Raw genomic sequence first — 18,640 nt, 5'->3', positions numbered from 1 at the left:
ATTATTTGGATGATAAATCAGAATGAAAGGTCATGAAGACCGTTTCATTCTCTACCACGTAATTGCGCATGATGGCTATATCTTTATAGTCATTTTTTGATTTTTGATGAGGAAGTAAAATTATGGGACCGACCTTCATTAAGCCATAAAATTTCAGTCTATTTTGTCTTGTTTTTCCTGTTTATTGTCCATATTTTTATTCATATCCTTTTTTAGCTAAAAAATATGTTTGATTTCGTGCCCTATTTGTCGTTTTTGACAAGTGGTATAGGGGTATTATTTATGTGTTATTTATTCGCCCGTTTCAGGTCCTATCCCAAGGTCTATTGGCTGATTTGTATTATTTTTTCCTTGGTATTTTTAGAGTTTTACATATTTGCACTGACTTCTAAGCATATTTATCAAATGCTTTTCTTGTTACGTATACCCAATATAGTTAGGGCATTTATACCTATTCTGCTTTATTTTTATGTTTGGACCATGCTGAATCCCAAGCATCCTATTAGAAAGTATCAGTATTGGCATTTTTTATTTCCTTGTGTCATTACGATAGGTGTTATGCCTGATGTTTTATTATCTGCCAGTGAAAAGGTGGCTACATTAGATGGGTATTACCAAAAGAATAATTACCTCTTGGTGAAACCTGCAGGTTGGATACCACCAGGTGTTGTTCAGCCCGTTTCAATAGTAGTGGGGATATGTTACAGTTTTTTATGTCTGAGGTTAATTTATCAGGCAAAAAAGCACTTGGGCGCTACATTTAACTTTATAAATAGGCAAACATTGATCTGGCTTCAATTGCTTTCTGGGGCGGTAAGCTGTTATTTTTTACTTCAATTTTATCAATATTCAACCCTTCTTCTAGGTTATTCTTTTGATCCTCCTTCTCAATTGTTTAAATGTGCAGTAGCGATTTCCCTGTTTGCTTATTTTATGACTAGTCCTAACATTCAAGAAAATATGGATGGTTGTATTATACCAAGCTATGAAGATCAGGGGCCTAATTTACCTTCGGTTGAAGAAATTTGTCCTTCCTTATTGCCCGAATTTTTGACGGATAAATATGCAAATGAATTGGATAGAATTATAAAAGAATCTTATTTTTATTTAGAGCCATCTTGTGACCTAAGTCAAGTGGCCCAAAAAGTAGAACAGTCGCCACAAAAGTTCTCAAAACTTATTAAAAACTATTATGGGATTAGTTTTGTCGAGTTGTTGAATCGCTTGAAGATTCATTATTTTTTGGTCCATTTTGATCATTTTGATCAGTTTACTTTGGAAACGTATATATATCAAAGTGGTTTCACTAATCGCTCTACGTTTTATGTGGCATTTAAGAAATACGTAGGAGTAAATCCCAGTTTTTATATCAAGGAAATAAACGGAAATAAAAAAATGCTTGGTTTACAGAAATAGGCTATTTAAACCTAAGTGAATCTATCAAGAGGCATAAACCTGCTTGAAAAACGATTAAGGATGCAGTCCCATACCAAAACCAATCATTTCCTTGCATTTTACTAATTCCGGCATCTATGGCCATGGATAATCCAGATCCTGTAAGTAATAGTCCGCTTACCGATTGAATCAGCCATCTTTTGGTTGATTTATTGTTCATAGGTCTTATTTCTTTTTTAACAAATCCATTACTTCTTGATATGCAGCTTTTCTTTGGTAGGCTTCATTAAACAGTAAGGGATATTCCTTGGGTCTTTTGAAAAAACCTCTAAGCCATGAATCCTGATCACCTACATTCCAAAAAGTGATGCCATATTGTTGGGAGGCTGGTAATTGGGTAAAGGAGGAAAAAAGTAATTTAAATTTTTCAATTTGCTTTAAATTAACTTGGTCATCCAAGACAAAATCGGGATTGTTTTTTGTATTTACAGCCACATCTACTTCTGAAAAATGTATGCTTAGGCCCGTAGCGGCTGATTGCTGAATGACTTCCTTGATTTCTTCATTTTTTGATTGGATGGAAATGTGCATTTGCAAACCTAAACCGTGAATAGGGATTTGTCGTTTCTTAAATTCCTGAACCATGTTTAAAATAGCCTCCATTTTTTTAGGTTTTCCGTCTTGTCCATAGTCATTATAAAATAGCAAAGCACGGGGATCAGCCTCATGTGCCCAAACGAAACTTTTGGCGATATAATCTGGAATGTGCTCGGACCATATACTGGGTCTTAGGGTACCATCATCTAAAAAGGCCTCGTTCACAACATCCCACCCGGCAATTTGTCCTTGATAATGTTTAACTACGGTTTGAATATGGTTTTTCAACATATTTTCCCAAGCCTGTTGATCACCTTGAAATTCCTTCATCCAGGTGGCGGTTTGATTATGCCAAACCAAGGTGTGTCCGTGCACTCGGCTTTTTGTGGATTGAGCAAAGCCAATAATTTCGTCTCCTTTAGAAAAATCAAATCTATCCTTTTCGGGATGGATATTGACCATTTTCATGTGATTTTCGGCCGTAATGCTGGAAAATTCAGAAGCTACTAGGCTTCGGTAAAGGGGTTTTTCTGACAAATATTTTGGATTTACCGCGGCACCCAATGGGAAACGAAGAAACTGCTTTATATATTCATTTTGCGCATTTGATTGCGCTTGAATGAAAGTGTGAAGGCCTAAAAAAATTAGGGTAATTAACTTTTTCATGGGTATTGGTTTTTTTACAAGGTAATAATTTTAGTAAAATGGCTTTCCTTTTTTGTGAAAATTTATAGAACCGTGTTTTGAAGGATAGCAATTAAGATAATTCTTGCCCGAGATTAAAATCTCGGTCTGGGTTTTATTTCATTATTAATGAATCCCGAGATTAAAATCTCGGTCTAGGTTTTATTTCATTATTTATGTATCCCGAGATTAAAATCTCGGTCTGGGTTTTATTTCATTATTTATGTATACCGAGATTAAAATCTCGGTCTGGGATTTTATTTCATTATTTATGTATCCCGAGATTAAAATCTCGGTCTGGGTGAAATATTTGTCAATACAAATTCTCATCGCCAAGGATTCAAAATCTGTTATCCTATAAAGAAGCGGTAAAAAAATAAATTTTTTGCCTAAATTATCCATTCAATTCAATAAGTCAGGGATGAAGAAAATTTCAGTTTTATTTCTAATAATAATCAGTATCAATGCTTTTGCGCAAAAACAAAAAAAGCCCAATATCATCACATTCATGGTAGATGACATGGGTTGGACAGATATTATTAATCCTAAATATCATACACCTAATATTGCCCTATTGATGAAGCAAGGCCTAAGATTTACCAACGCCTATGCCACGCCGGTTTGTACTCCATCCCGAACAAGTTTTATATCGGGTATGAATGCTGCCCATCATGGTGTGACCAATTGGACATCCCCCATGAAGGATAAAAATAGCGATGCAGAAGATCAACAGTTCAGTCCTAGTGCTTGGAAAATGAATGGCTTGGATCCTCGTTCATATATCGCTTATCCTCAATTGTTGAAGGAGGCGGGATACTTTACCATCCATGTTGGGAAGGCACATTGGGGTGCCGCCGGAACTCCACAGGCTAATCCATATAATTTAGGTTTTCAAGTAAATATTTCTGGCCATGCTGCAGGGCATCCTCAGAGTTATTATGGGAAGGAGAATTATGGTAACATACTCGGAAAACTTAGCCCTCAAGCTGTTCCTGATTTGCAGGAATACCACGGTTCCTCCATTTTTTTAACTGAGGCTTTATCCTTAGAGGCCATTAAAACCTTGGATGCGCCCATACGGAACCGACAAGCATTTTATTTGAATTTATCTCATTACGGTGTACATACGCCCATTCAACCCGATCCCCGATTTTTCCAGAAGTATTTAACTGCTGGTCTAGATTCTGCTGAGGCTAAATACGCTAGCTTGGTCGAAGGGGTAGACAAGAGTTTGGGTGATATCATGAAATATTTAGAAGAAAAGAAGGTGGCCGATCAAACCATAATTCTATTTTTAAGTGATAATGGAGGCTTGTCGACAGCCCCTGCTCGAGGAAAGAAAGCGCATATACAAAACTTGCCTCTTAGGGCAGGTAAGGGTTCTGTTTATGAAGGGGGTATTCGAATTCCCATGATTGTCAAATGGCCTGGAATAGGAAAGGCCAATCAGGTATCAGCGCAATATATTATCGCAGAAGATTTATTTCCAAGTATACTGAGCATGGCTAATTTGTCGAATAGTAAAATATCCCAATCCATAGATGGCAAGAGCTTTGTTCCCTTTGTTAAAGAACCTAATTTATTGGATTCATCGCGTGTGTTAGTTTGGCATTATCCCAACAAATGGATTGATCAAGATGGACCTGGTATTAATTATAAATCAGCTATACGGAAGGGAAACTATAAATTAATTTATGACCTAAGGACAGGTAAAAAAGAATTATACCATTTGTCCAATGACCTGGGCGAACAAATGGATTTAGCTGAAAAAGAGCCCAACAAAACAAATGAACTTACGAAGCTTTTAAAGGATTATTTACTTCAACACCAAGCACCTATGCCCGTGGATAAGAAAACGGGAAAGCTGGTGGAGGTACTTTAAAGCATAAGAATTATGTTTAATCTGTGCCTTCCTTGAATGGTATTTACGAGATACAATCGTTTTTGTGTACTTTGAACCTAATCAAATCCTGAAGGGATTAATTTTAGCTTATGAATAAAAATACATTTGATGCCATCGTTATCGGCTCTGGAATCTCTGGGGGCTGGGCAGCTAAAGAATTATGTGAGGGTGGCCTCCGAACCTTGGTTTTGGAGCGGGGTAGGGACGTAAAACACCAAGAAGATTACCCCACGGCTATGAAAAATCCTTGGGATTTTCCTCATCACGGCAAAAATCCAGATCCATCAGAAAATTCCATTGTTAAGAAATGTTATGCTTTTGATGAATCTACTTCACATTTTTTTATCAAGGATAAAGAACATCCCTACGTACAAGAAAAGCCATTTGATTGGATTCGAGGCTATCAAGTAGGTGGCAAATCATTAATTTGGGCGAGGCAAACGCAGCGTTGGTCTTCATTTGAATTTTCAAGCCCAAAACGAGATGACTATGCCGTTGAATGGCCAATCAATTATCAAGATATAGAGCCCTATTATTCGCACGTTGAAAAGTTTGTAGGTATTAGTGGCAACAAAGATGGACTGAAAGGACTTCCCGATGGGGAATTTTTGCCTCCTTGGGAATTGAATTGTGTGGAGAAAGAAATTCAAAGAAAAGTCAAAGAAAAATACCAAGACCGCCATGTCATTATTGGTCGATGTGCTCATTTGACAGAACCTAAAAAAATACATCTTGAACAGGGCAGGGCCCAATGTCAAGCCCGCCATTTATGCTATCGAGGTTGTCCTTATGGAGCATATTTTAGTTCCAACTCCTCTACCTTACCTTGGGCTGCTAAAACAGGAAAATTAACCCTACGTCCCAACTCAGTAGTAGAATCCATCCTTTACGATGAGAAGAAGCAAAAAGCTATCGGTGTTCGGGTTATTGATGCTATTAGCCAGGAAGTGATTGAGTTTAAAGCAAAAATTATTTTTGTCAATGCCTCCTGTCTAAATACCAATTTAATTCTGTTGAATTCTAAATCCAATCGATTCCCCACTGGTTTGGGTAATGATTCGGGCATGTTAGGTCATTATATTTCCTTTCATAATTACCGGGGAAATGCCAGTGCCAGCATAGAAGGATTTGAAGAAAGTTATTATCGTGGAAGAAGACCTACTTCGGCATTTATTCCTTCTTTCCGAAATGTAGAGAAAAGAGATTCGGATTTTTTGGGTGGATATATGATGGCTTTTTCTGCATCGCGAGGAGGCTGGAATCGTGGAGTTTCTAGCTTATCCTTTGGAGAAGATTATAAAAATTCAGTTGCACAACCTGGTCCTTGGCATATTTTCATGATGATGCAAGGTGAAAATATACCTATCTGGGAGAACCATGTACGTTTGCATCCTGAAAAGAAAGACGCGTGGGGTATCCCTCAATTAATAACTTCAGTAGCTTACACGGATAATGATGAGAAAATGCAATTAGATTTTCAAAAGCAGGCCCATGAAATCTTAGAACTTGCAGGAGCTAAAAATATTAGAACTTGGGATACCCATCAAAATCCCGGTTTAGACATTCATGAAATGGGCGGGGTTAGAATGGGATTGGACCCCAAGACTTCCTTATTGAATAAGCACAATCAATTGCACGCTTGTAAGAATGTTTTTGTCACCGATGGTGCATCCATGACTAGTGTGGGTAGCCAAAATCCTTCCTTGACCTTCATGGCCTTGACCGCCAGAGCCGCCCAATTCGCTATTAGCGAGTTAAAGAAGATGAATTTGATTTGGATAGGGGCTTTGCTTTCTCTTATTTCCTGATAAATGAAATGTATAATGATAATTCGTGTGAATTAACTGTCTTTTGAGGACTTATTGACATGTTTTCTGAGTATTCTGCTACCTTCCTCTTTGGAAAGTTTTGTCTTTCGTATTCCCCAAATTTTATCTGCGGCTAATTTCCTTGAACTTTCTACATCAACTATGGGATATGGATAATCAACCCCAATCTTAACCTGATACAAAGCTTGATCCAGTTCACTGAGTTTCCAAGGTTCATGAATGAATTCGTTCGGGATATTTTTTAATTCAGGAAGCCATTTTTTTATAAATATACCCTCTGGGTCATGCTGATATGAGTTTTTAATGGGGTTGTAAATTCTAACCGTATTAATTCCTGTAATCCCGGCTTGCATTTGAATTTGGGGATAATGAATGCCAGGTTCGTAATCTAGAAATTGCCTTGCCAAAAAGTGCGCTAAATGAAGCCAGTCTTGCCAAAGGTTAAATACGAAAAAGGAAACTACCATGGCGCGCATGCGAAAATTTAAATAGCCTGTCGCTACCACACAGCGCATGCAAGCATCTATTAAAGGAATTCCCGTCTTCCCTTCTTGCCAAGCCTGTATATAATCTAAGCGGATGGGTTTGTCTATTTGATTATAGGCCAAATTGATGGCCTCAAATTCCATGCGACATTCATCTTCGAATTTTTGAATAAAATGGCAGTGCCAGTGTAATCTAGAAATGAAATTTTGTAGGGATCGTTTGTTGCTACTTGGGTCTTTGCTATGTTGCCTAGTAAAGGTATAAACCATGCGCATACTTAAATTGCCGTAACTGAGGTAGGGAGATATTCGACTACATGCACGCCTGCTGGCCTCAGGTTTACTGATGGATTGACTGTACCCATAATGTCTAGATTGCACAAAACTCTTTAAATATTTCCAAGCCCAATATTCTCCCCCTTCTTGAAAATGGGTATTTCTTATTTTAAATTCTTGTGGAAGGTCCTCTCCTCGGAGACTTTCATAAAGTTCGGAGGGTAATTTTACCAAGTTCCAATGATCTTCTCGTACCAAAAAAGGCCTTTGAGTCATACTTTTCTCCCAGCGAGCTTGCCAATTTTTTCTTGATTTTAATCGGCGAATTACCCCATTGTTTGGCGTTTCTTGCCAATTTATACCTGCTGACTGACAAAATACCTTTATTTCTTTGTCGCGCTGGTAACTTAAGGCGTTTCCGCTCTCCTCATGTGAATAAAGGTTTTCAATGGAGTAATGCTGAAGTAATTCTTGAAAAACAGGGATCACCTCTTGATGAAAAATATATAATTGTCCATTTCTGTCCTCCAATCGGCCTTGCATTTCCACTAAGGATTCATGGATAAATCGCCAATGTCGTAAATCGCTATCGGGATATTGAATCAGGGAGGGTTCAAAAAAATATACGAGTAAGACAGGATATTTTTGGTCTAATGCACGGTATAGTGGTTCATGGTCGGTGAACCTTAAATCCCTTTTAAACCATAAAACATTAATGCGCTCTTTACCCAAAGTTTGGCTTTTACTTAATTAACCAAAATTGATGCTACATGTTTTATACCTAGGGGAATCCTATTAAAATGAAAAAAGAATCGTTGGTTTTAAAGGAACCTAGCTGAGGAATTGGGTTTTTGGGGCATAGTAATACAAAAAAAGTATCCCTTTTTAAATGATGTAACTTTCAGTAGAGTAGCTAATCTGTTTCTTCAGATTTATAAGCTTTTCTATTTAACGAGAGCTAATTTTACCTGATATTTTATGCTCAAAGCGGTTACTTGTTACCCAGTTTTTGGAATATATTGTATGATTTAATCTGCAATTTTCATGAGACTTATCTCAAAGAGCTAAGAACCATTCTCCAAATTTAGACCAAAAAGTAAATTTGTAAAAGTTTAAAACAGAAAGATGATATCCGATTAAAAGTAATAGAACAAAAGGAAAAACGTTCCAACGTTTATGCGATCTGTAGTCCCAAATACATACTAATAGCAGTAAAATATCGACTATTGCAAAGCTATAAATCGGTACTAATGGATATCCCTCCAAGGTAGGAAGGTATTTTAGTAAGGATGGTAAATGATTACCTATAATGCGGTCAGTTACGGGTGGGATCATTGGGAAAACCGTACAAAGCATGTACCTGGCATGAATGGTTCCTTTATTTTTATGATAAATAGCTAGTCCATATATTATAACAAAAACAAGAAGGGCATTAAGTATAAGTGCTATGGCAAAGTTTATATAGGGACTTACTTGCTTTATTCCTAATAATCGGAATTTTAATAGATCGATAGTAGAATACAGGAGTAGAGGTACGAGAATGTAAGAAATTAGGCCAATTTTTTTATGAAGGTTAACTTTTTTTAATCGTATTAGCCATGGTTGAATAATCAGCATCAAACACCATAAAATTAAGGTTATTCCATGGAAGTGTAAACGGTAATTCGCCTGCTCACCCATTTTAGAAAAATAGGTGAACCAAAAGCCCCAGATCATAAACATAAAAAATACAATGAAGTAGAGGTAACTCTTTTGATAGAGTGATTTTTCAAGTTTCAGTTTGAGTCCCATGTTGCGAAGGTTTTTAAAATGCTAAATCATCGTAAGTTGTTCATGTTGAGGCAATTAATTTAAAGTTCACAATAGTATATAAATAAGTAGGTATATCAAATTTTTTATACTTTAGTTTGAAGATTCGGATTGAAAACAGGATGGTTTAGGCGTATTATTTCAATCAACGCGATTTTCTTATGAATTTTTTGAGATTTTCCTACTTGGCCATTTGAATTTTACATAAATTTTCGAGGCCACTTAGCATTATTTTTAGGCTATTAACATGCTTGGGCATTATGTTAATTCTATAAGAAATTGAATCAATATGTGAGAATCCAATATCAAAACAACTATGATTTACAGGTTATTTCACCTGCATTTTACTAGCCCATTCCGCATATTTGCTTAGGAGGTGTTGGTATTTTTCTGGATTTGACTTAGCCAAATTCTTCGTTTCTATTCGATCTTTACGGATATTATACAATTCCCATTCTTTAATTTCATTGTCCCAAACTAACTTCCAATCACCTTCTCTAATGGCCCTATTTCCAAAATGTTCCCATGCTAGGTAGGGTTGAGCATCTCGTTTCTGATGTCTAAAAATGGGGGCTAAACTTTTCCCCTCTACGTTTAGGGAGGTTTTGGTTTTGGTAATATCCATGATGGTAGGAAAAATATCCATGATATGGCCTACTTGGTCGGTTTGGAGGCTTTTTTTAATTTCCTTGGGGTAAGAAACTAGGAGAGGAGTAGCTATTCCACCTTCGTGCATCCAATGTTTATACATGCGAAAAGGAGTATTACTTGCATAAGCCCATTCTTTTCCGTAGGTGGTATAACTACCGGGTGCACCAATTTTTGCTGTCAATGAGGCATTGTATTTTGCTGTGCCAAGGTCTTTAGATGAGCGATCATCCAATGTTTCATGACAAGCACCATTATCTGATAAGAAAAAGATAAGGGTATTGTCAAAAGTGCCGCTAGCTTTTAACTCCTGAATAATTTTACCAATTCCTTGATCCATTTTATCGACCATGGCAGCATAGGTCGCCATTTTTTCTATCCAACTATTTTTATCGGCTTCCTTCTCAAAGGATACCAGAGTCGGGTCAGAGGCGGGTAATTCTCCTTGGCTAAAGTTGAGCCCAAGTTTTTTTTGTTTCTCAAAACGTTGTTGACGTAGAGCTTCCCATCCACGGGTATAGAGCGATTTATACGAATCTATCAAGTCTTGAGGGGCATGAATGGGCCAGTGTGGCGCGGTATAGGCAACGTAAAGAAAGAAGGGTTTTCCAGTAGACTTGTTTTTTTGAAGGTAGGATACTGATTTGTCTGAAATAGCATCGGTAAAATAGTAATTGCCTTGTGGAGCAAAAGCCTCATTGTCTTCAATAAGCTGGCGTTTGGGTAATAATTCGTAATAACTATTGGCTCCAGAAATTAAACCATAAAAATGATCAAAACCTCGTTGATTAGGCCAGTCAGGTTTTTTCTCCCCAACATGCCATTTCCCAGCCATGTAAGTGGCATATCCATTCTTTTTTAATTCTTCGGCTATAGTGGGTGTATTGACATTCAAAAATCCTTGATATGACCCTGTTTTATTTCGATCATAATCACCCGTAATCACCATACCACCCATACCAGCTTGATGTGGATACATGCCAGTCAGTAAGGAAGCTCTACTCGGGCAGCATCTACCTGCATTGTAAAAATGCGTAAAAACAGCCCCTTTTTTTCCTAGTAAATCAATGTTGGGTGTTTTGATTTCCGACCCAAAGATTCCAATATCACTGTATCCCATGTCATCGACCAAAATAATGATGACATTAGGGCGCGATTTTTGAGCGATTAGAAGGAACTGAAACCCAAAGATTAAGAGGAAATTTAGGTAATATTTTTTCATAGGTTTTTTAGGTTCAAGGCTGAAATTTAAATAGAAATTATGGATCTATGAAAGTCTTGGAATTAACTGACCTTTTGATTCTTTCCTTAAAATCATTCTTTGAATCAACTATGATATAATATTTTTTGGTCGAAGTTTGGCATTACCTTATTCATACTTTGTTAGGAATGGGTCCTTCCTTTAAACGAATTTCAAATCGATTATAATCCAATTTATTTGTCACTTTGAATTTCAGAAAATGGATATATTTACAGATGGCATATTAAAAATACCCATCGTTAATTTTTTCCTTGTACGATCATGAAAAAAACATTCATATCTTTTTTGAGCTTTTTGCTTTTGGCTTTCTCTGCCCATGCACAGGAGATAATCAAGCCCGCCCATGCCGGATTTGATGTTTTTCGTGAAAATATCCCCCATGGGAAATTGGATTCTATTTCATATCCTTCTAAAACAGTTGGTAATCCTAGGAAGGCCATCATCTACACTCCACCGGGTTATGTAAAAAATAAGAAATACCCAGTTTTGTATTTATTGCATGGCATAGGAGGAGATGAAAAAGAATGGTTAAATGGGGCTAGCCCACAGCATATTTTGGATAATTTATACGCTGAGGGTAAAATTGAGCCCATGATTGTGGTAATGCCGAATGGAAGAGCCATGAAGGACGATCGAGCTGTGGGGAATATCATGGCGCCAGATAAAGTCCAAGCATTTGCTCATTTTGAACAAGATTTACTGAATGATTTGATCCCATTTATTGAAAAATCCTATTCCGTTTTAAAGGATAGAGAGCACCGGGCTATTGCTGGTTTATCGATGGGCGGGGGGCAATCTTTGAATTTTGGGTTGGGAAATTTAGATCGATTTTCCTGGATCGGAGGTTTTTCTTCTGCCCCAAATACCAAAAGCCCGGAGGTATTAGTTCCGAATCCTGCTGATTTCAAAAATAAGGTTAAACTTTTGTTTCTTTCCTGCGGGGCAAACGATGGATTGATTTCATTTACTTATCGTTTACATGATTATTTGAATAAAAAATCCCTACCTCATATTTACTTCATTGAGCCAGGAGTCCATGATTTTAAGGTTTGGAAGAATGGCTTATTTATGTTTTCCCAACTACTTTTTAAACCAGTGGATGAAACCTCTTTTTCCAAATATCCTGTAGTAGGTGCTACCGCTACAAGTAATGTCCGCAATGCGAATTACCCTCAAATACTTCCAAATCATCAAGTGATTTTTAAAGTTAAAGTCCCGGAAGCTAAAAAACTTCAAGTGAATTTGGGAAAGAAATATGACATGCTGAAAGACGATGAAGGTTTCTGGACAGCGACCACCGATTCGATTGGCCCGGGTTTTCATTATTATTCACTCATCATGGACGGCTTATCCATTTCCGATCCAGGAAGCAAAACCTTTTATGGCATGGGTCGAATGGCCAGTGGCATAGAAATTCCTTTCTCGGGAGGAGCTTATTATGCCCTGAGAGATGTCCCACATGGGGAAATCCGCATAAAAAAATATTTTTCTAAAGTGACTAATTCTTGGAGGCAAATGTACATTTATACCCCTCCGGGATATGATGTCAACCTGCAGGAGACATATCCTGTATTGTACTTACTTCATGGAGGCGGTGAAGATGAATCAGGCTGGAGTATGCAAGGTAAAACAGATTTGATTTTGGATAATTTAATAGCGTCCCAACAAGCAAAACCTATGTTGGTGGTAATGCCTGACGCCAATGTGGGAGCCAATGCCATGGATGAGTCAGGATTGAAAAAATTTGAATTGGAATTACAGCATGCCATCATTCCCTTTGTTGAGAAAAATTATCGAATAAATACTGCATCCTCTCATCGGGCATTGGCTGGTTTATCCATGGGGGGCATTCATACCTTGTATTCGGGCATAAAGCATACCGATAAGTTTTCATATCTGGGCGTTTTCAGCTCAGGATGGATTAATCCTACGCAAAACGAATTAGCGAATAATCAATATGAGTTTTTAAAAAACAATGCGCTTTTGGTCAATAATAATCTAAAACAATTTTGGATTTCAATGGGCGGAAAGGAAGATATTGCCTTTAAAAACTGCCAGTTAATGATGGGGCATTTTGACGAACTAAAAATAAAATATAGCTATAGCGAATATCCTGGTGGGCATACATGGCCGGTTTGGAGAAATAATCTGTTTAACTTTGCGCAATTGTTATTTAAATAGGAATGATTACAACAGATTTAACATTAATTAAACAGCAGCTAGAGCAAGGAGAGGTCGTAGGAATTCCCACTGAAACCGTGTACGGAATAGCCGCCAACATTTTTGATGAACAAGCTATCGATAAAATTTTTTCGACTAAAAAAAGACCCAATTCGAATCCATTAATTGTTCATGTGAAGTCCATCGAACTAGCCAAGAGCCTGGTGTTGGATTTTCCTAAAAAAGCGGAGCTCTTAGCAAGTCGTTTTTGGCCAGGACCTTTGACACTTATTTTGCCCAAAAATAAGCTAGTTTCTGATAAAGTAAGTTCAAATCAACCCACCGTAGCAATAAGGATACCAAACCATGAAAAAGCCTTGGAGCTTTTGAATATGCTTGATTTTCCAATAGCTGCCCCAAGTGCCAATCCTTATAATCGTATAAGTCCAACTCGCTCGTCACATGTGGAGAATTATTTTCCACAAATGGCCATATTGGAAGGAGGTCATTGTACTGCTGGAGTAGAATCTACCATACTATCTTTTGAAGGGGATAATGTGCTCTTGTTAAGACATGGTGCAATTTCCATTGAGGAGATTGAAGCGGTTGTAGGAAGGATTTCGGATCGTACGGCCTTTGATTCCACGCACATATCACCCGGTAGAAGTAAGAAACATTATTCCCCTTTATGTGATTTAATCATCAGTTACGAACCATTATTTGTGCTGAGCGCTGTTCAACATAAAAAGGTAGGAATGCTCTGGTTTAATCAAGTGAAAATTGATAGCCCCAAAGTGAGTGTCAATAAAGTACTTGCTCCTTCAGGAACATTTAAAGAAGCAGCGGCCAATATGTATGATAGTTTACATCAATTGGAAAAAGAAGGGGTTGATTTGATCATCGTGGAAAGATTGCCCAATCATGGACTTGGTAGGACCATCAATGACCGTTTTGAACGTGCCGGAGCAAAATGAAAATACCCTGCTGTCCACCTGCTAAAAACTAAGATAAGTGCCTAGACCTCTTTTATTATATCATCTTTCCAAGTATATTTTGAAATAATTTTACTTTAAATCATTTAGCATCGGTTTTATTGAATTTGAAAATATGAAAAGGAGAGAGTTTATGGGCTATATGGGCAATACAAGCCTTGCCTTATTGGCTAGTCATTGGTCATTAGCTGCCCCCAATAAATCTAAATCTGTTTCTCAAGAATTTGTATTTGTGGAGGCAGAGCAATTTGCTCATCATGGTGGCTGGGAATTAGATCAGCAATCCATGGAGCAAATGGGATCCCCCTATTTATTAGCTCATGGCCTTGGAATTCCAGTTCAAGATGCTACTACGGATATTACATTTCCAAGTGCGGGTAGGTACCGGGTTTGGGTTAGAACTAGGGACTGGGTTGCGCCATGGAATGCACCCGGAGCTCCCGGAAAGTTCCAATTAAAGATTAACGGAAAGGCGCTCAAAGAAACTTTTGGTACGAAAAGTGCCACTTGGCATTGGCATGATGGAGGAATCGTGAATGTGGGAACCAAAGCCAATCTTGCCTTGCATGATTTAACAGGTTTTGAAGGCCGCTGTGAGGCCATTTTGTTTTGTAAAGATTCTCAGTTTAAACCAAGTAATGACGTAGAGGCTTTGACGAAATTTCGTCGCCAATTATTGGGTTTACCTGAAAATCCAGAAGATGGGGGTCAATTTGATTTAATCGTATCTGGAGGAGGATTGGCTGGAACCTGTGCGGCCATTGCAGCGGCTAGAAATGGAGTAAAGGTGGCTTTGGTGCAAGATAGACCTGTCCTGGGTGGCAATGGAAGTTCAGAAGTGCGGGTTTGGCCAGAGGGGCATACCAACAAAGATTTATTCCCTCATGTAGGTGATATCGTTAATGAAATTTTACCTCCTATTGTCAAAGGGAATGGACAAGTTTTTAATGGGGTGGCAGCCAATTATTATGATGACGCTCGTAAACTGAAGGTTGTCAAATCAGAGCCTAACATAACTTTATTGCTGAATCATCGGGTTATTAAAGTAGAAACAGAGGCTGATGCTATTCGATCATTGCTTATTCAAAGTACGCTTACATCTCGACAATATCGTTTGACAGGTAAGCTATTTGCCGATTGTACGGGTGATGCCTCCATCGGTTTTAAGGCAGGTGCGGACTATGAGTACAAGGTGGAAAACTTGATGGGAAGCACTAATTTATTCAATGTATTAGATGCCACCAACAAGGAGGAAGTACTGGCTTGTGAATGTAAAGATAAAAGTGCTCTAGCGCTAAAATGTGATGTAGGAGATTATAATCAACCATTTCCTCGTTGCCCTTGGGCACTTGATTTATCCGACAAACCATTTCCAGGTAGAAAAGGAGTGAAGACTTTCGGTAAGGAAGGATTGCAGTCTTTTGCCAATATGTGGTATTGGGAGAGTGGCTTCAATAAAGATCAGGTAAATCAAATCGAATTGATACGTGATCATAATTTTAGAGCCATGTACGGTGCCTGGGATGTGATCAAAAATGTGGATAAAATGTATCCCAAACACCGACTGGGTTGGTCGGCTTTTATCGCTGGAAAAAGAGAGTCTAGGCGATTGATGGGAGATATAATTTTAGATGCCGAGGACTTCAAAAAACAAAGAAAATTTGAAGATCCCGCTTTCCCTTGCTCTTGGCATGTGGATTTGCATTCTCCTAAAAAGGAATTTCAATCCGGTTTTGAAAACAATGAATTTGTGGCTGATTATACCCGCGGAGTAGAATACCAATATGGAGAAGTTTACTGGGCTCCGTATCGAACTCTATACAGTAGAAACATCAAAAATCTATTCATGGCTGGTCGCTGTATCAGTGTATCAAAATCTGGCCTTGGTCCTGTACGTGTTATGAAAACCTGTGGTATGATGGGTGAAATTGTTGGAAAGGCAGCCTCCATTTGCATAAAAAAATCGACTGACCCAAGGGGTGTGTATACCCATTATTTAAGTCAATTACATGATTTAATGAGAAAACCAGGAACCGAGCGAGCTTAACAGGCTAGCATATTCCAATAAACCAGGTTCAAGAGGCTTGTCCATAAGAAATAATTACAACCCCAATGAAAATAGTTAATTCAGCTTTGATCACATGTTGGGTCTTTTTATGCTGTGATCTTACTGCTCAAATTAAATCAGATTACCGTCAATTCAGTGGAATTTACCCGCATTTGGCTTATTACAATGGTGAAGGCGAATGCGGTACTGGTGCAGTGGTGCCTTGGGCAGGTCGTCTTTGGGTGGTAACTTATGGGCCGCATTTACCTTTTGGTTCAACGGATAAATTATATGAAATCAGTCCCCAACTTCATCGGAAAATAAGACCTGAGAGTATTGGGGGAACCCCGGCTAATCGGATGATTCACCGGGAAAGCAATCAATTATTCATAGGCCCATATGCCATCAATGCCCAAGGTGGTGTACGAACCATTCCTTATACCCAAGCACCTGGAAGGTATACGGGCTTAGCCCGGTCGCTGGTAGACCCTCAAAATAAATTGCTTTTGGGTACTATGGAGGAAGGGTTTTATGAATTGGATGTTAAAAATCTGAGTACTCAAATGCACTATGAGGATGGCAACTTGAAAGTCAAAAAATCGAACACTGCGAATAACTCGAGTAGTTCGTTATTGCCTGGCGCCCATGGAAAAGGACTTTATTCTGGTCAAGGTGTCATGGTTTATTCCAATAACGGAGAGTCTGGTGAAAAAGCCTTAAAACAATTTGATATAGAATCTGGCGTATTAGCTGAATGGAACGGTCGAGATTGGAAGATTATCCGTCGAAATCAATTTGTTGAAGTTACAGGCCCTGGCGGAATTCATGGTAATAAGCACCCAGAAACAGACCCTATTTGGGTAACAGGCTGGGACCATAAATCGGTCATATTGGGTGTCAGAGATCATTCAACTTGGACATTTTTTAGACTTCCCAAAGCTAGCCATAGTTATGATGGAGCACATGGTTGGAATACAGAATGGCCTAGAATTCGGGATGTGGGTACTCCAGAAAAGCCAGATTATTTGATGACAATGCATGGGATGTTTTGGCATTTCCCATCCACATTCAGCTCTCTGAATACGGCAGGACTTCGTCCCCGATCAGCTTATTTAAAGGTCATCGGTGATTTTACCCGTTGGCAGGATGTCCTGGTTTTTGGATGCGATGATTCGGCTCAAAAAGAATTTTTAAACAAAAGAAAAGCCAAGGGAAATATAGAAGGTCCCGGCGAATCTAATTCAAATTTATGGTTCACTTCGGTGCAAATGCCCGACCAATTAGGTCCCAATACAGCACAGGGTGCAGTTTGGCTTTCTGAAAAAATAGAGGCCAATGTCAGCTCGGAGCCTTTCCTATTTGCTGGTTGGGAAAAACGCATGGCATGGATCCAAAATGCAGGTCAGGAAGATGTAACCTTTAGTTTTGAGTTGGATGTAAACGGGAAAGGAAATTGGAAAACTTTCCGTTCAGTTCTGGTGAAAGCAGGTATGTCAAGCCATATTTCATTTCTACCCACAGAAAAAGGTGAATGGATTCGGGTAAAAACCAATAAAAACACCACAGCAACAGTTAATTTCAATTATACCGATGCTACTCGTTGGGTGGCAGGAACTAAGCCAATTTTCAAAGGACTGAGTCCTGTTGGTAAACCGGATTACCAGGGTGGACTATTGTATTCCCTAGGGGATAAACGCCGAAAATTAGGTCTTTTAGCTGGTGATTTTTCCAATGGGAACTTCAGTGAATCAGGTTATTATGAATTGGATAGTGCCATGAATTTAAGCAGAAAAGAAGACCTTAAAACAGCTGATTTCATTCGATCTAAATTCGTTATTTCAAAGGATGCCATTACTGTCGATGAGGCCTCTGTGTTAGTAATTGATGATGCAGGTAGAAGATGGCGTTTGCCCAAGGGCCAAGAGGCCTTTACGGCTAAAACTCATGCTGCTTCGATGCGTATTTGCAGGGAAGTAGCTACGGAGCGTGACTTAATGAATGCCCATGGTACATTTTATGAACTCCCAGCAGAAAATGCAGATGGATATGCCAAAATCAGACCTGTGGCTTCTCATTCCTTTTCGATACATGATTATACGTCCTACCGTGGCTTGTTAGTGATGACTGGAATTGATAAACAAACTGAAGGGAATGAACATATCATCACTTCGAAGGATGGTAAGGCTAGAGTGTGGGCTGGAACGATAGATGATCTTTGGAAATTAGGTAAGCCTAGCGGTCAAGGAGGACCATGGAAAAATACATCTGTCAAGGCCAATATTGTCTCAGATCCATACCTGATTGGTTTTTATGATAAGAAAGAATTGGTGATTTCACATGAATCCAATGAGACAGTACACTTTAAAATTGAAATAGAACCAATTGGCCATGGACCTTGGCTACTTTTTAAAGAAGTGGCGCTGAAACCCAAGGAAACCTTTACCTATACCTTCTCCCCTGATTTTCAAGCTCGGTGGATTCGATTTAGTGCCAATAAGGATTGTGTAGCTACCTCATGGTTGACCTATAAGTAAATTCATTCGGGGTATTTCAA

The 18,640-nt window shown here is 38.5% G+C and carries 11 protein-coding genes; 7 read left to right on the top strand and 4 right to left on the bottom strand.

Features of this window, described 5'->3' with window-relative positions; translation table 11 throughout:
• Nucleotides 1–225: 225 nt before the first annotated feature.
• Complete coding sequence (locus SKC36_RS04185; protein ID WP_459464824.1) at nucleotides 226–1,416, top strand: helix-turn-helix domain-containing protein; 1,191 nt, start codon at nucleotides 226–228, stop codon at nucleotides 1,414–1,416.
• A gap of 1 nt (nucleotide 1,417) precedes the next feature.
• On the opposite strand, the gene SKC36_RS04180 is transcribed toward SKC36_RS04185, so the two are convergent.
• Nucleotides 1,418–1,615: a hypothetical protein gene (locus SKC36_RS04180; protein ID WP_459454460.1), complete on the bottom strand. Its 198-nt coding sequence runs from the start codon at nucleotides 1,613–1,615 to the stop codon at nucleotides 1,418–1,420.
• A gap of 5 nt (nucleotides 1,616–1,620) precedes the next feature.
• Nucleotides 1,621–2,658 carry an endo-1,4-beta-xylanase gene (locus tag SKC36_RS04175; RefSeq protein WP_459464822.1) on the bottom strand — a complete coding sequence of 346 codons (1,038 nt, stop codon included), beginning with the start codon at nucleotides 2,656–2,658 and terminating at the stop codon, nucleotides 1,621–1,623.
• A 439-nt stretch (nucleotides 2,659–3,097) separates the two neighbouring features.
• Between SKC36_RS04175 and SKC36_RS04170 the strand changes: the two genes are divergently transcribed.
• Together SKC36_RS04170 and SKC36_RS04165 are read left to right on the top strand one after the other, a co-directional pair.
• On the top strand, nucleotides 3,098–4,558 hold the full coding sequence (locus tag SKC36_RS04170; protein WP_459464820.1) for a sulfatase: 1,461 nt from the start codon (nucleotides 3,098–3,100) through the stop codon (nucleotides 4,556–4,558).
• A 110-nt stretch (nucleotides 4,559–4,668) separates the two neighbouring features.
• A complete protein-coding gene (locus SKC36_RS04165; protein WP_459464818.1) occupies nucleotides 4,669–6,387 on the top strand; it encodes a GMC oxidoreductase in 1,719 nt (572 codons plus the stop codon).
• Between the two features lie 32 nt (nucleotides 6,388–6,419).
• On the opposite strand, the gene SKC36_RS04160 is transcribed toward SKC36_RS04165, so the two are convergent.
• On the bottom strand, nucleotides 6,420–7,901 hold the full coding sequence (locus SKC36_RS04160) for a cryptochrome/deoxyribodipyrimidine photo-lyase family protein (protein WP_459464816.1): 1,482 nt from the start codon (nucleotides 7,899–7,901) through the stop codon (nucleotides 6,420–6,422).
• A 1,405-nt stretch (nucleotides 7,902–9,306) separates the two neighbouring features.
• The gene (locus SKC36_RS04155; RefSeq protein WP_459464814.1) at nucleotides 9,307–10,848 is read right to left on the bottom strand and encodes an arylsulfatase; all 1,542 of its coding nucleotides are present in this window, start codon (nucleotides 10,846–10,848) and stop codon (nucleotides 9,307–9,309) included.
• A 300-nt stretch (nucleotides 10,849–11,148) separates the two neighbouring features.
• On the opposite strand from SKC36_RS04155, the gene SKC36_RS04150 reads away from it, so the two are divergent.
• The 4 genes from SKC36_RS04150 (at nucleotide 11,149) to SKC36_RS04135 (ending at nucleotide 18,620) form a co-directional block, all read left to right on the top strand.
• On the top strand, nucleotides 11,149–13,068 hold the full coding sequence (locus tag SKC36_RS04150; protein WP_459464812.1) for an alpha/beta hydrolase-fold protein: 1,920 nt from the start codon (nucleotides 11,149–11,151) through the stop codon (nucleotides 13,066–13,068).
• A gap of 2 nt (nucleotides 13,069–13,070) precedes the next feature.
• Nucleotides 13,071–14,021, top strand: coding sequence for an L-threonylcarbamoyladenylate synthase (locus SKC36_RS04145; protein WP_459464810.1), 951 nt, complete (start codon nucleotides 13,071–13,073; stop codon nucleotides 14,019–14,021).
• Nucleotides 14,022–14,154: 133 nt separating this feature from the next.
• Nucleotides 14,155–16,086 (top strand): FAD-dependent oxidoreductase, encoded by a 1,932-nt coding sequence (locus tag SKC36_RS04140; RefSeq protein ID WP_459464808.1) that lies wholly within the window; start codon nucleotides 14,155–14,157, stop codon nucleotides 16,084–16,086.
• A 65-nt stretch (nucleotides 16,087–16,151) separates the two neighbouring features.
• Nucleotides 16,152–18,620: a hypothetical protein gene (locus SKC36_RS04135; RefSeq protein ID WP_459464806.1), complete on the top strand. Its 2,469-nt coding sequence runs from the start codon at nucleotides 16,152–16,154 to the stop codon at nucleotides 18,618–18,620.
• The last annotated feature ends 20 nt before the right edge of the window (nucleotides 18,621–18,640 follow it).

The sequence above is a fragment of the Aquirufa sp. OSTEICH-129A genome (genome assembly GCF_054558355.1).
The sequence above is the reverse complement of the archived record's forward strand: the minus strand, read 5'-3'. Positions and strand labels throughout refer to the sequence as shown.

What these genes read in the sequence shown, in the direction of transcription:
- SKC36_RS04185 (WP_459464824.1), top strand. Translation starts at nt 226, where the DNA reads ATGTTTGATTTCGTGCCCTATTTGTCGTTTTTGACAAGTGGTATAGGG.
- SKC36_RS04180 (WP_459454460.1), bottom strand. Translation starts at nt 1,615, where the DNA reads ATGAACAATAAATCAACCAAAAGATGGCTGATTCAATCGGTAAGCGGA.
- SKC36_RS04175 (WP_459464822.1), bottom strand. Translation starts at nt 2,658, where the DNA reads ATGAAAAAGTTAATTACCCTAATTTTTTTAGGCCTTCACACTTTCATT.
- SKC36_RS04170 (WP_459464820.1), top strand. Translation starts at nt 3,098, where the DNA reads ATGAAGAAAATTTCAGTTTTATTTCTAATAATAATCAGTATCAATGCT.
- SKC36_RS04165 (WP_459464818.1), top strand. Translation starts at nt 4,669, where the DNA reads ATGAATAAAAATACATTTGATGCCATCGTTATCGGCTCTGGAATCTCT.
- SKC36_RS04155 (WP_459464814.1), bottom strand. Translation starts at nt 10,848, where the DNA reads ATGAAAAAATATTACCTAAATTTCCTCTTAATCTTTGGGTTTCAGTTC.
- SKC36_RS04150 (WP_459464812.1), top strand. Translation starts at nt 11,149, where the DNA reads ATGAAAAAAACATTCATATCTTTTTTGAGCTTTTTGCTTTTGGCTTTC.
- SKC36_RS04145 (WP_459464810.1), top strand. Translation starts at nt 13,071, where the DNA reads ATGATTACAACAGATTTAACATTAATTAAACAGCAGCTAGAGCAAGGA.
- SKC36_RS04140 (WP_459464808.1), top strand. Translation starts at nt 14,155, where the DNA reads ATGAAAAGGAGAGAGTTTATGGGCTATATGGGCAATACAAGCCTTGCC.
- SKC36_RS04135 (WP_459464806.1), top strand. Translation starts at nt 16,152, where the DNA reads ATGAAAATAGTTAATTCAGCTTTGATCACATGTTGGGTCTTTTTATGC.